General features: G+C 53.6%; 12 protein-coding genes. 8 read left to right on the forward strand and 4 right to left on the reverse strand.

Features of this window, described 5'->3' with window-relative positions; genetic code table 11:
* Nucleotides 1-5: 5 nt before the first annotated feature.
* From ACL2XF_RS20230 to ACL2XF_RS20240, 3 genes are all read right to left on the reverse strand, one after another.
* Complete coding sequence (locus ACL2XF_RS20230; protein ID WP_410012786.1) at nt 6-680, reverse strand: amino acid ABC transporter permease; 675 nt, start codon at nt 678-680, stop codon at nt 6-8.
* Between the two features lie 90 nt (nt 681-770).
* Nucleotides 771-1,523, reverse strand: coding sequence for a transporter substrate-binding domain-containing protein (locus ACL2XF_RS20235; protein WP_413727428.1), 753 nt, complete (start codon nt 1,521-1,523; stop codon nt 771-773).
* Nucleotides 1,524-1,558: 35 nt separating this feature from the next.
* Nucleotides 1,559-2,323 (reverse strand): IclR family transcriptional regulator, encoded by a 765-nt coding sequence (locus ACL2XF_RS20240; protein ID WP_413727429.1) that lies wholly within the window; start codon nt 2,321-2,323, stop codon nt 1,559-1,561.
* 353 nt (nt 2,324-2,676) lie between these two features.
* Between ACL2XF_RS20240 and ACL2XF_RS20245 the strand changes: the two genes are divergently transcribed.
* The 5 genes from ACL2XF_RS20245 to ACL2XF_RS20265 all read left to right on the forward strand — a co-directional run bounded on the left by ACL2XF_RS20245 (nt 2,677) and on the right by ACL2XF_RS20265 (nt 9,390).
* Nucleotides 2,677-3,822: a winged helix-turn-helix domain-containing protein gene (locus ACL2XF_RS20245; RefSeq protein WP_413727430.1), complete on the forward strand. Its 1,146-nt coding sequence runs from the start codon at nt 2,677-2,679 to the stop codon at nt 3,820-3,822.
* A 731-nt stretch (nt 3,823-4,553) separates the two neighbouring features.
* Nucleotides 4,554-5,528 (forward strand): hypothetical protein, encoded by a 975-nt coding sequence (locus tag ACL2XF_RS20250; RefSeq protein ID WP_410012790.1) that lies wholly within the window; start codon nt 4,554-4,556, stop codon nt 5,526-5,528.
* Between the two features lie 23 nt (nt 5,529-5,551).
* Nucleotides 5,552-6,544, forward strand: a complete 993-nt coding sequence (locus tag ACL2XF_RS20255) for an iron-containing redox enzyme family protein (RefSeq protein WP_413721774.1) — start codon at nt 5,552-5,554, stop codon at nt 6,542-6,544.
* Nucleotides 6,545-6,708: 164 nt separating this feature from the next.
* Complete coding sequence (locus ACL2XF_RS20260) at nt 6,709-7,743, forward strand: hypothetical protein (protein WP_410012792.1); 1,035 nt, start codon at nt 6,709-6,711, stop codon at nt 7,741-7,743.
* 603 nt (nt 7,744-8,346) lie between these two features.
* The gene (locus ACL2XF_RS20265) at nt 8,347-9,390 is read left to right on the forward strand and encodes a type III polyketide synthase (protein WP_413727431.1); all 1,044 of its coding nucleotides are present in this window, start codon (nt 8,347-8,349) and stop codon (nt 9,388-9,390) included.
* Between the two features lie 99 nt (nt 9,391-9,489).
* On the opposite strand, the gene ACL2XF_RS20270 is transcribed toward ACL2XF_RS20265, so the two are convergent.
* Entirely contained in the window at nt 9,490-9,948 is a 459-nt protein-coding gene (locus ACL2XF_RS20270; protein ID WP_410012794.1) for a GNAT family N-acetyltransferase, read from the reverse strand.
* Nucleotides 9,949-10,285: 337 nt separating this feature from the next.
* On the opposite strand from ACL2XF_RS20270, the gene ACL2XF_RS20275 reads away from it, so the two are divergent.
* The 3 genes from ACL2XF_RS20275 to ACL2XF_RS20285 all read left to right on the forward strand — a co-directional run bounded on the left by ACL2XF_RS20275 (nt 10,286) and on the right by ACL2XF_RS20285 (nt 13,057).
* Nucleotides 10,286-11,044, forward strand: coding sequence for a CocE/NonD family hydrolase (locus ACL2XF_RS20275; RefSeq protein WP_413727432.1), 759 nt, complete (start codon nt 10,286-10,288; stop codon nt 11,042-11,044).
* Nucleotides 11,045-11,180: 136 nt separating this feature from the next.
* Nucleotides 11,181-12,290: a CocE/NonD family hydrolase C-terminal non-catalytic domain-containing protein gene (locus ACL2XF_RS20280; RefSeq protein ID WP_413728840.1), complete on the forward strand. Its 1,110-nt coding sequence runs from the start codon at nt 11,181-11,183 to the stop codon at nt 12,288-12,290.
* Nucleotides 12,287-13,057: a nitrilase-related carbon-nitrogen hydrolase gene (locus tag ACL2XF_RS20285; RefSeq protein ID WP_413727433.1), complete on the forward strand. Its 771-nt coding sequence runs from the start codon at nt 12,287-12,289 to the stop codon at nt 13,055-13,057. The genes ACL2XF_RS20280 and ACL2XF_RS20285 overlap by 4 nt, the downstream gene beginning before the upstream one ends.
* The last annotated feature ends 55 nt before the right edge of the window (nt 13,058-13,112 follow it).

Genomic DNA, 13,112 nt, shown 5'->3' on the forward strand with positions numbered 1-13,112 from the left:
TTCTGTCATTGCAGCGCCCCCTTCGATTTGAGCCGTTGTTCACAATAACGCAACGCCAGCACTGAGATTCCGGTCAGGAAAAAATACACGGCGGCAATCACCAGATAGGTTTCCAGATCCCGGTAAGAGTTACTGATAATCGTCGAGCCCGCCTGCATCACATCCTGGATGGTGATAAGCGACACCAGCGCCGAATTCTTGATTAACGCGATAAACTCATTGCCGAGCGGCGGTATCATCCGGATAACCGCCTGCGGCAGGATAATCTTGTACATTGCCTGGCCGCCGGACATACCCAACGATCGCGCCGCTTCATTCTGCCCTTTTTCGATGGACTGGATCGCGCCGCGCACCACTTCCGCCACGTAGGCGCTCGAATACAATCCCAAGCCGATAACACCGCAGAAAAACGACGGCAGCACCAGGCCAAGCCGGGGAAGGCCGTAATACCAAATAAACAGCTGCACCAGAAGCGGCGTGCCCCTGATCAACGCGACGTAGGCGCTGCACAGGGCATAGATAACGCGCCGTTCGGGATTGAGACGGCCGATGCCTAACAGCAATCCAAGCGTACAACTCAACAGCAATGCGCAAAGCGTGATTTCAACGGTCACTATCGTGCCTTGTAGCAACAGTCCGGCCCCGGCAAAGACGGGTGAAAAGTTCAGGTCTAGGGTCATAGTATTTCCGTCGATTGTGCCTCGGATACAAAGAGTTACATCAAAGCGTAACAGCCGAAGACAGGATGCCAATGCCTCATCGCGCCATGCTTACTTGGCAGCGGTAGGGAACCATTTTTGCACCAGGGCGGCATAAGTACCGTTGGCCTTGAGCTGGTCAAGCGCCCCGTTGATCTCCGCCATAAGCTTTGGCTGGTTCTTCTGTACGGCAATACCATATTCTTCGGATGTCAGCTGATCGGCCAATATCCGGACGCCGCCTTTGGTGCGCGCATATTGGAACGCCGCCGGTTTGCCGGTGACCGCGGCATCGACACGTCCGATATCCACCAGGCTGAACATCTGCTGGTTTTTCTCCACCTCGACCAATTGGGCCGACGGAATATTGTCGTGTAGCCATTGCACCGATTTGGTCCCCACCTGGACGCTTATTTTTTTGCCTTTCAGGTCATCCAGGGTTTTGATCGTCGTGTTGTCCTCTTTGACCATCGCCACCAGGCCGCCGCTCAGGTAAGCGTGGGTAAAGTCGACGACTTCCGCGCGCGCCGGGGTGATATAGATAGCGGAGACGGCGATATCGGCCCGGTTGGCGGTCACGCTGGGCACCAGTCCTTTAAAATCCACATTGGTCCAGGCGATGGGCCGGTTAAGTACCTTGCCAATCGCCTCGACCAGCTCGATATCAAACCCGGCAAACTTTCCGTTTTCCATATATTCCATGGGCGGGAAAGTGGCGTCTGTTACCGCTTTAATCGGTTCGGCGGCCTGGGTAAAAGACGTTGCGGACAGGCATAACATGCCGGCGACAAACAGGCGGGCTAAAACGGGACGGATAATGGACATGGTTCTTTCCTTTTGAATGAATAAAAGAGTAAAAATCAGCTTGTCCGCAGGCGCTTATTGATACGTCCCGCGGCCTCGATGGCGATGCTTATCAATTGCGACTGCCGGTCAACGGCCCGTTGCCAAGGCGCCATCAGCGATAACACGCCCAGCACAAACGCGCCGGAGGCAAACAAGGGTGCGCTAATCCCCCAGACGCCGTCGTCAACCTCACCCTGGCTGCAGGCATAACCTTGGGTACGGATGTCCTGTAATTGCGCCAGCCTGTCGTTTCTCTCGGCCGGATCGGGAAATTCCGCCTGCAGGATAGATTGCTGTTGCAGGTCAGGCAGGTGGGCCAACAGACATTTAGCGGTGGCGCCATCCCTTAACGGCAGGCTGCGTCCTTTTTCGAAAGAGCAGCGCAGAGACTGGGGCGCCTCGATCATATCGACGCAGACCGCCTGGGCATCCACGGCAACTGTGATGGCCACCGTTTCACGTGCAAGATCCGAGAGCCATTGCATTTCCGGCCGGCCATGGTGCGTCAGCAGCGACACGGTGTTAAAGCCCAGGGCGAGCTGCAGGCTGACCGGGCCGGGGGCATATAGATTGCCTGATTCAAAAACAAACCCCCAACGCTTCAACATCACCAACTGGCGGTAAAGCGTACTCTTGGCCAGGCCGGTCGCCTTCATTAACTCCGCCGCGTTGACCGGACGGCCAAATTGCGCCAGCACTTTTAAAATCATTAAAACACGTTCATGGGAGGAAATATTTTCCCGACCCTGGACCGGCATGGATACTGAGTTAATGGACATCGGCGGCTTCGTATTGAGCATAGACGTAACCTTGGCAAGCAGGATCCATGCCACAGTATGGGAATAGAATCCCATTACACGGGAATGCTGGTTTTTATCGGGGTACCCTCGGGTTATTAACCTCTTTAAAACGCGCGACAAAAGGGATGTCTGCACTAAAAAGGGACGGACGCACCACCGTGGTGAAAAGCGCGGAGGGTGCAGACAAGCATAAAATAGGCCAGTAATATACCGTCATACAGTCGGCGAAATAAAACCGCCTGATGCTGACCCGCATAACCTGTTTAACCCGTCAATCACGCTCAGGTGAACCATGCCCGGCATTTTTCCCATCATGGTGAAAAGCTAACATTATGACCCTATCTTCTATCCCGGTAACCGCACGGCAGGCCCGCGCGATCTGGCTGCGGGCGCAGCGGCTCGATATCCCCGCCCCTTTCGGCGAAGGGCCTGACGCCGTACGTTTAGCCACCGAACATCTCGGGTATGTGCAGATCGATACCATCAACGTCATCGAGCGCAGCCACCATCATATTCTCCATACCCGTATTCCCGCCTATCGACGCGTCGACCTTGAGCAGTCCCAGTCGGAGGCTAAATCGGTCTTTGAATACTGGACACATGCCCTGGCCTACGTGCCGACATCGGATTACCGCATGTACCTGCCGGCCATGAATCAGTTTCGCGCCAGGCCTCATGCGTCGTATGCCGACATGGACGCACAGCATTACGCCGCGCTGCTAAAACGCATCCGTGACGACGGGGCGCTGTCGATCCGGGATATCAACGATGACGTGCTGGTTGAGAAGACGCATCCGTGGGGCAACCGCAAGCCGTCACGGCGCGCGCTGCGTTACGGCTTTTTCAGCGGCGACCTGACGGTGAGTAAACGCACCGGCATGCTAAAAAGCTATGATTTATCCGCCCGTCATTTCGCTTGGCCCCGCCGTCCCCGCCCGGCAACCGCCCAGCAGTTCGCCCACTATCTTTTGGCGCGCGCCGTGCGTTCCCAGGGCATGGTCAGCCTGGATTCCATTTGTTTCGGCAATGCCGGGGCCAAGGCGGCGGTGCGTACGCTGATTGACGCGGCGGTAAAGAAAAAGCAATTGGTGCCGGTCCATATCGAGAACCACGCGAAAAGCCAGCATTGGGTCGTTCCGGCGGCGCTGGAAAATAGCATTGAACCGTTAGTGACTCCCCGTACCGCCATTCTGTCACCCTTCGATCCCCTGATCATCCAGCGCAAGCGGCTACACCTGTTTTTTGGGTATGAACATCGGTTCGAGGCCTATGTGCCCGCCGACAAAAGGGTACTGGGTTATTTTGCGCTGCCGGTGCTGGTAGGGGATGAGATCGTGGCCGCGCTCGATCTCAAGATGGATCGTCCGGCGGGCAGGCTAATGGTACAAAAGTGGACCTGGTTCACGGAGCCGCGGCCGGATCTGCGCATTGCCATCGACGAGGCCTTGGGCCGGTTCGAACTGTTCCAAAAAGGGTAGATAGCCGGCGGGTGGCGCGCAAAAACCTTCATACGGTGAAATGCCGCCCGCGGCGTGCCCACGACAAGGCCATGGCAGCAGCTGATGGGTTGTTTATCGTGCATAATTACAGGCAGCGTAACAAGCGTACCACACAGTGAATAATGAGATGATTCATCTCGCGCTGCAAGAAAATTAATCCGGCCTGCAACAGCACTCTATTCAATTAGCAAATTATATAATCACATAAATTATGTTTCACTTGATTTTAGAATACTCGCGGAAGAAAGGGTAAAAATTAACACTTCCTCTATCAGAGCAGTTAATTTAATTTTGATATTGCAATCTTCATTCCTATGATTTAGGGTAAAGTCATTGGCCACATTTAAGGGTTATCCATCATAAGTCATTACAAAAGCAAAGTTTATTACAATAAAATAAATACTATCATTATTACTTATTTATTATTATCTTTATAAATAACTGTGTATTTTTACGCGCATATTGACTTCAATAATAATAATTTAAATAGATATTTTACCACTTTACATTGCAAAATAAATTAAATATCACGTGCGTGTTGATAGCCGGCACGCATTTTAACCCAAAGGAGAAGCAATCATGAATATGACTAAACGCAAAATTATCATTGTGGCTAAAAAAACCCGTCCTGTCCTGATGCCATCGCACCTATGATAACCCAAACCAATAAGGCATCTCCATGAGATGCCTTTCTTCATGGAGTCATTGTCATGAGCGACTTAAACTACTGTCCCCATTTAAATTGTACGCTTTCATTGTCTAACAATCATTTATTGGCGATCACTGATGAAGATGAGTTCACCATTAACGTATTACCGGTGACGCCAAACGAAGCCTATGAATTCTTGTTATTATTAGATGGAAAAACATCCATTCCTGACATCATTAAGAAAAACAAAACCCACCTGACCTGTGAAGACGCCACCTTGCTGATAGAATGCCTGTCTGAATCTGGGTTGCTCACCAGAAACATTCCAACAGAGTTTATCACCGGAAAACAGGCCATACTCGAAATAGAAGATCTCCAAAATCGTCTGATGGATAAATCATTATATAACAACATATTCTGGCAAAAATGTAATGAACCCGATGACGTGCCGGAAAATGTCTTTATCGGTATGGCGATTGAAAATTATCATTTGCTTGCCCGTGGCAGCTCGTTCGATGCCCATGCCCTTTATTTCCACGGATGCAGGAAGACCCGGCAGGCAATGAACGCCGTCTTTTGCAGCGAGCATGGCCATGCTGAGATTATCCTTTCAGCGTTGGCGTTACTCGGTATTGACGAAAACAACATCATCGCGTCGGTCCCGCTGCCGGAAACGCTGGGTCTGGCCAATTCCCTCGCCTATTGGTCGGCCAGCGATCCGCTGTTCTTCTTTAGCACCATGGAAGTACTGGAGGGTAAAGACTGCGCGGTAGACAGCTATGTCATTGCCATGGAAAAATCCGGCAAGATGGATGCTCAATTTATCGAAAAAATAAAATCTCATTCGCTGATAAATATTGAACATAACCATGCCAGCTTTGGCCGACAGTTACTATCAACCATCCCCGTAGTATCTAGAGAAAATTTGATCAGGATGAAAAGGCAAACCCACCTTTTTGTAGAATTATACGACGCCTATTATCGTGCCATTTGGGAGCATTATTCTGATGCCACCAGCCTTGTGCGATCGATATAACCCAGCAAGGGAGGATATCTCTTATGAACAATTTTTTCTGTTTACCACGGCTCAGGAAAGGGGTCGCCATTACGGTTATTGATAGCGGGATTTCGTTGCACTACCATGAGCAGGGTTGCGACATTACCGTAGAAACGCAGGCCAAAAACAGCCTGCTTGCCTTTCTGAAAACCTTAGCCAAAGGTAAATACAATATCTTGCAATTGATAGAAAAATTCCCTGAAGAAGAAAGTTTCAGCTGCAATGACGTTATCAAACACCTCGACCAACTGGGGTTGATAGACGACGGTATGCAAACACAACCCTCCGGAGCGCTCAGCGGGGATGATTTTTATTACTCTCGCCTGATACCCGTCATCAGAAAGTGGCAATACAATGCTGGTGATTCACCATTTTATAGCAGAATGCTTTCTGGTAAAATTACCAATAATGAAATAATAGGTTTTGCCATGGAGTACTATCATCTGGTACACATGTCCCCGGCGATTATTGCGCCCGCCTTAAGCCATAACGTCAATAACCCTATCCGCAGCCGGCTGTTAAACCTGTTTGTCGAGGAATATGATCATGATAAAATGCTAATAGCCTGCCTTGATACGGTTGGCATTGATGAATCGGTTTTATCAGCCCGCCAGCCGTTACCTGCTACTTTTATGGCCAATGCCAGCCTTGGCGTCTATGCCAGGCAGCATTTATTAAGCTTCATTTGTGCGCTGTTGTTGTTTGAAACGCCAAGCCATATTTTTAATGAAGCATTCATTAACGCCTGCATTAAAAATGGCCTTCCGGAAAATTTCTATACGCCAATAATAAAACATTCTGATATCAATGAAGAAGGAGAGCATGGCCTTATAACGCTGAACCTGCTGAAGGAGATCCCGGTCATCTCCGCTGAAGAGCAGAATGTGATATTAGTACATATTTGCAGCCTCATTGAAATGCTCAATGAGGAGGATAGGCAGATAGTCGATTTTTATAGCCAAAAAAACGACCTGAGAAGAGTGTATAATTACTGATGTTAAACTTATTAAACAAAGAAAATGTTGCCGGAAAAAATGAAAGGGCCATCAGGCTTGCGGGATACCGTTTGTTAAATTTGCTATCCGCGCATTTTCTAGAACGCCTGCTCTTTCTCGGCGTCGCGATTGTTTTACCGTTGAAAATGACAGGCGCCGGACAAATGAGTATTGCACAAACGGGATTATTTTACTCATTTCTCCTATTTATGTACCGCTGCACGCCGCTACTGTTCAGTTACCTGAGCCGGTTTATCCGGCGGGAACTGATCTTTATCACTGGGATAATAATTGAATCGGCATCCTTACTGTTTATGGCCTACGTCCAGGTTCCGCATTGGTCATATGGCTTCGCGCTGCTGGCGGGCATTGGCGGCGGGGCCGCCGCCACGATGATGGTGAGCTTGATTGAATCAGCCGATCGGGATGCCAAAATGCTGGCGGGGAATAGCGTCAATCATGATATTTTCAATATTCACTTAATGCTGATAAATGCGTCGGCATTTATTAGTCCATTTTTCGCTTTTTTTCCCACCCGGTTCTACCAGGGCATGATGACGGTTATTCTATTAATTTTAATGATGTTTATTGGTAATTTTTTCCGTCTCGGCCAGGTTGGCTCACAGGAGCATCGCATCATGGGATGCGATAAGCTGCCAAGTTTTGATAAAAGGTTTTTCCTTATTTGGGTCGCGGTGCTTTCCGTATGGGCGGCCTGTTCTGTTGTTTATATCATTTTGCCCTCGCTTGATGCACATTTCCTGGGGCGGGACGGTGTAAATATCTGGCTATCGTTTGATGCCGTCGTCGTTGTGGCGCTGTTCTTCCTGCTCAAACATATCAATCTATTCCAGCATAACACGACGTTTAATGCCGGTATCGGCTTGATGGCGATTCTGGCGGCATTGCTGTTATTCGTACTGTGTCAGCATAATTTTTATATTCTGCTGTTTGCGCTGTCGGTCTTGGCCTTCGGCGGCTATCTCGCCTTCGGGCAGTTGTACGGTCTGGCCATGCGGACCCGATTTACCCAGCGCAAGACATTTTACCTCGGATTATTATCATTTTCCGGCGCGCTGGGTGAAGGCGGCACTCAGGCTATTTTTTGGCTGACCCGCAATGCCGACGCCAGCCTGGCCATTACGTTTACCATCGTCCTGATGGGCCTGATCGCGCTGCTTCGCCTGGGTAACGATTAAGCCACCGCCATCCGCCTTTGTTGGCGTGTTGGCGTGTTGGCGTGTTGGCGGTGGTGGTTTTCACCCTTTTTCAGGCAACGGTAGCGGGTTTCACACCATGACATATTAATAATTAATTAACTTATCATGAAAATATCAATATATATTTTTTATAATATCGCCACACCATGCACGCCATTTCTCGCCTAACAGAGCCTATATTTTACCCTATTTTTCATATCGGCAATGGTATATTCGACTGGTTAACCTCTGTTATTATTGCCAATATCATTGCTAATGAGTTTATTTAACACATAATGCCGATATATAAAAATAAGGCATATTCCATAAGAAAATATTATGTGCAAAGAATTATTTCTGACGAGTTAAGCCGATATTTATTCCCGATCCTTAATCAGCCCTCTCCTGAAAAAACAGGTCAACACAACTCATTTAATAAAAATTGTGCCATTTTTAAAATAACATTTTTTCCATCTGCAATGGATTATCAGGATTGACAAACTGATTGCGGACAACCAATCTTAAAGCGGTTAATTTTTATTAATTAGAGATGTCATTCAGCGCATTAACTTATTATAAAGATATTATGGAGCCATACAAAAAATGCCTACACTGCACAAACCAGCCATTTACCTTCCGGAATATGTTATTACCTTGGAAGATACGATTGAATTAGCGAAAAGGGAATTCAAGGACAGTCCCAACCTGGACAAGGCAATCGAACTCATCACCCACACCGGAGTTAAAAAAAGACATATCATTCAACCCATTGAGCTTGCATCCCTTCATCCTGGCTTTGGTTACAGGAATGCGATTTTTGAATATCAATCAAAACGGCTTGTTCCGGGTGTGATTGAAGAAGCCCTGAGCCATGCGGATATTTCCGCCAGGGATGTTTCAGCGATAATTTATGTTTCCTGCTCGGGCTTTTTGATGCCGTCCTTGACCGCATGGCTTATCAATAAAATGGGCATGCCGCTTGATACCGTGCAAATCCCTATATCACAAATGGGCTGTGCCGCGGGCGGCGCTGCGATAAACCGGGCGCTTGATTTTATCAGCGCGCATCCCGGCAGCAATGTGTTGATCGTCAGCTGCGAATTCTGTTCGCTAAGCTACCAGCCTACCGACGATGATATCGGCAGTCTTCTTTCCGACGGCCTGTTTGGCGATGCGATAACCGCGGCGGCGGTCACCTCCCATTCCGGCCACGGGCTGGAGCTACAGCGCAACTGCAGTTATCTCATTGCGCAGACCGATGAATGGATCCGCTACGCCGTAAAAGATACCGGCTTCCATTTCCGGCTGGATAAACGCGTGCCGGGTACGATGAAACACCTGGCGCCGGTGATGACGGAGTTTGCCCAGAAGCATGGCTGGGAGATCGACAAGCTTGATTATTATATTATCCATGCGGGCGGACCAAGAATACTGGATGATTTGTGTAAATATCTGGGCGTACAAAGGGAGCAATTTTCATTTAGCCGCGACACGCTGGTGAATTGCGGCAATATCGCCAGTTCCGTGGTATTCGAAGCCTACCGGCGAATGCATGAATCCAGCGTATTCAGCGCAGGGGGCAAAGCAATAATCGCGGGTTTCGGGCCGGGCATCGTCGCTGAAATGAGCTTATCGCAATGGGAATAATGCCGATATATTTATCCCGGGCCGGCGGCGCGGCCCGACGATGATAAGGCTGTCATCGAGAAGCCTGCACCGCGGGCTGCTGGTTTAGCGGGACCCTGCTTACGCTGACGGCGGCCGGTAATTATCCATGCCGATATGGGGTATGCCGTCTTCGTCATACACCTCCGTTACCGCGCGGAAACCTAACCGGGCATAAAACGGCTGCAAATGCGCCTGGGCGGACAGATGAACTGTCCGTTCAGGCCAATGCGCCGCGCATGCCGACAGCGCACGCGCCATCAACTGCAGGCCCAGGTTCATGCCGCGGGCCTTGGCCGCCACGATGACGCGGCCGATGGCCAATTGGTCACCCTCATCCAGAATACGGGCATACGCGCTAAGCTCACCGTCCAGATAACCCGCCACATGGCGGTTGTCGCCCACCAGATCCCGGCCGTCCACATCCTGGTAAATGCAATTTTGCTCGATAATAAACACCGCGTTACGCAAGGCCAGGATGTCATACAGTCTCTGTGGCGTCAGTTCGCTTTGGTGCCAGTCATACCAGTCCAGGTTCATCGGATTCCTACAGCAAGGGTCGGGCTTGAAGAGATGCCGGCGCGGTGTCATTAACGCCGGCGCTGTTTGAGATGGCCGCAAATCCGGCGCGCACTCGCTTGGCAGGGCATGCCGTCCCTAAGGCGCGATGTGTCCCGCCGGATATAGTACGTCAATTCCCCGCGGGACAATAGGGTATGCTTACCAGGCCGCGCACGCGGCGGGGACGACCTCCCCCCCGGCCCGGCCCCGGCTGGAAAATATGTCGTATTTATGGCAAATCTTGTCGTATTCATCATGGCCCGCGCCTGCCGCTGTGTAAAGATAGAACCATGACGACCAGCGCGGAAAAATGCCCATGCGGATAGAGGAAACGGTATGGATTACCCTGGCGGACGGCTGCCGGCTGGCGGCGCGCCTCTGGCTGCCGGACAGCCCGGAACCGGTGCCGGCGATACTGGAATACCTGCCCTACCGGCGGCGGGATCGCCATCGCGGCGACGATGCCATCCTGCATCCGGCGCTGGCCGGCGCCGGTTATGCCGCGATCAGGGTCGATATGCGCGGCGCGGGCGATTCCGACGGCCTGATGAACGACGAATATACGGCGCAGGAATGGGCGGATGCCTGTGAAGTGATTGCCTGGATTGCCGCGCAGCCTTGGTGCGCGGGCGCGGTGGGTATGATAGGCATTTCCTGGAGCGGCTTTAACGCGCTGCAAATCGCCGCCCTGCGCCCGCCTGCGCTGAAGGCAATTGTCACCGCCTGCTCGACCGATGACCGCTATGCCGACGATATGCATTATATGGGCGGCGTGCTGCTTAACGATAACCTGCAATACGGCGCCACGCTGTTTACCTGGACGCCGACACCGCCCGATCCCGCCATCGTCGGTGAACGCTGGCGGGAGATGTGGCTGGAACGGCTCCAGGCCATGGACCCGCCGCCCGCCGCGCGCTGGATGCGACATGCGGTGCGTGATGACTATTGGCGCAGCGGATCGGTGTGCGAGGACTATTCCGCTATCCAGATACCGGTACTGGCGATCGGCGGTCTGGGCGGACGGCTATACCAATACCGTACTGCGCCTGCTGGAAAACCTGTCCGGACCGCGTAAAGGGCTGATCGGCCCCTGGGGACACGCCTTCCCCCATATCGCCACGCCGGGGCCGCAAATTGATTTTATCGGTTATGTCACCCGCTGGTTCGATCACTGGCTCGGCAATAAACCGACCGGCATCATGGACGAACCGATGCTGACCTACTGGCTGCAGGAGGCGGAACCTCCCCGCGCCCGTTATACCGTGCGGCGTGGCCGGTGGGCCGCCGAGCGTCAATGGCCCGCCGGCGCTACAGTCCCGCGGCGCTTGCACCTCTCTCCCGGGGGGTTGCGCGAGGACGCGCCGGAGCCGTTTGCCGTCAGCGTCTGCTCGCCGGCCACCACCGGTATCGCCTCGGGCGAATGGTGCCCCTATGGGTGGGGCCCGGATATGCCCGGCGACCAGCGCGGGGATGATGCCGGCTCCGCCTGTTTTGACGGCCCGGCAACGGCGGCGGCGCTGCAAATCGTGGGCCGGCCGGTCATCAATATTCAGTTGGCCGCCGATCGACGGCAGGCCATGATTGCGGTACGCCTGAACGCGGTGGGCCCGGACGGCGTCTCTATCCGTATCACCTACGGTCTGCTTAACCTGACCCAGCGTAACGGCCACGATCGCTGCGAGCCGCTGGTGCCCGGCGAGCGTTATACCGTCCGGCTGCCGCTTAAGGCCGTCGCGTTTGAGCTGCCCGCCGGCTTTCGCCTGCGCGTGGCCGTTTCAACCGCCTACTGGCCGCTGGCCGCGCCTCTCCCGGCGCGCGCGGTCCTGACGCTGCACGGCGGCGCTATTGACCTGCCGCTGCGCAGCGAGGCCACGGCCCCCTGCGCCGCGCCGGATTTGGGCGCGCCCTGGTCGCCGCCGGCCGTGCCCGCACGGGTTCTGGTGCCGCCGCAGCGGGGGCGCCTGCGCCTGATCCGGGATATGGATGACGGCGACACTACCCTGGAAGTGGTGCGCAACCTGGGGGCGCTGCTGCTGGAAGAAACCGGCCTGCGCCTGGATGCCCTGGGCCGGGAAACCTATAAAGTGAATGCCCTCGACCCGTTATCCGCCACCTCGCAGGCGGTGCGCAGCGCCGGTTTCCAGCGCGGCGACTGGCATGCCAGGCTGGAGGTGACCCACCGCCTGAGCGCGGATAACGACGGATGGCGGCTCGAATCCAGCCTGGACGCGTTTGATCATGACCGCCCCTTCTTTTCGCGCCGCTGGGATGAGTATTTCCCCTTTTTCCCCGCCGCCCTTCCTGACGGAGAGACGCCATGAACATCGGTATCGCCCAGGTCGCCGGCGCGCCCGGCGGGCGGGAGGAGATCGTGGCCTGGGTACGCGCGGCGATGGAGGCCCTGCCGCAGGCCGATCTGGTGATGCTGCCGGAGCTGGCCCTGTGCGGTTATGACGAACCCGGACGCATCCGCAGTATGGCGTTGGCGCAGGGCGACGCCATACTGCGGGCGCTGGCGGAGCTGGCGCGGGAAAAACGGCAGGCCTTGGCCTTCGGTTATGCCGAGCAGGGCGCCGACGGACTGTACAATGCGCTGCGCCTGATCGATCGCCATGGCCGGGTGCTGGCGAATTACCGTAAGGTCCATCTGTGGTCCGGTTATGAAACCACGCTGTTCCGTCCCGGCGGACGCCTGGTCAACGTGGTGCTTGAGGGGGTGAACTTTGGTTTGCTTATCTGCTACGACCTGGATTTTCCCGAAGCGGCGCGTTTTCTGGCGGCAAACGGCATGGATTGCCTGCTGTGCGTCAGCGCCACCAGCGTCGGTTATGACGTGGTGCCGCGCCATACGGTGCCCGCCCGCGCCTATGAAAACGGCTGTTTTGTCGCGTTTGCCAATCGCGGCGACGACAGCGGCGCGTTCCCCTGCGTCGGGCAAAGCCGCGTAGCCGGCCCGGACGGCGCCATTATCGCGACGGCGTCCTCCGGCGCAGCGGCGTTTATCACGGCGCAAATCAGCCTGGAAACGTTAAAAGCCTGGCGGCGCGACCATCCTTATCTGGCGGACCGCAGGGCCGATCTTTATTAAATCCGTCCGGATTTGACTTTCGATATGACCGGCCGAGCGCCGGCCAAGCGTTGCC

Origin of the sequence: Sodalis sp. RH19, assembly GCF_047324215.1 — a bacterium.
Lineage (GTDB): Bacteria > Pseudomonadota > Gammaproteobacteria > Enterobacterales > Enterobacteriaceae > Acerihabitans.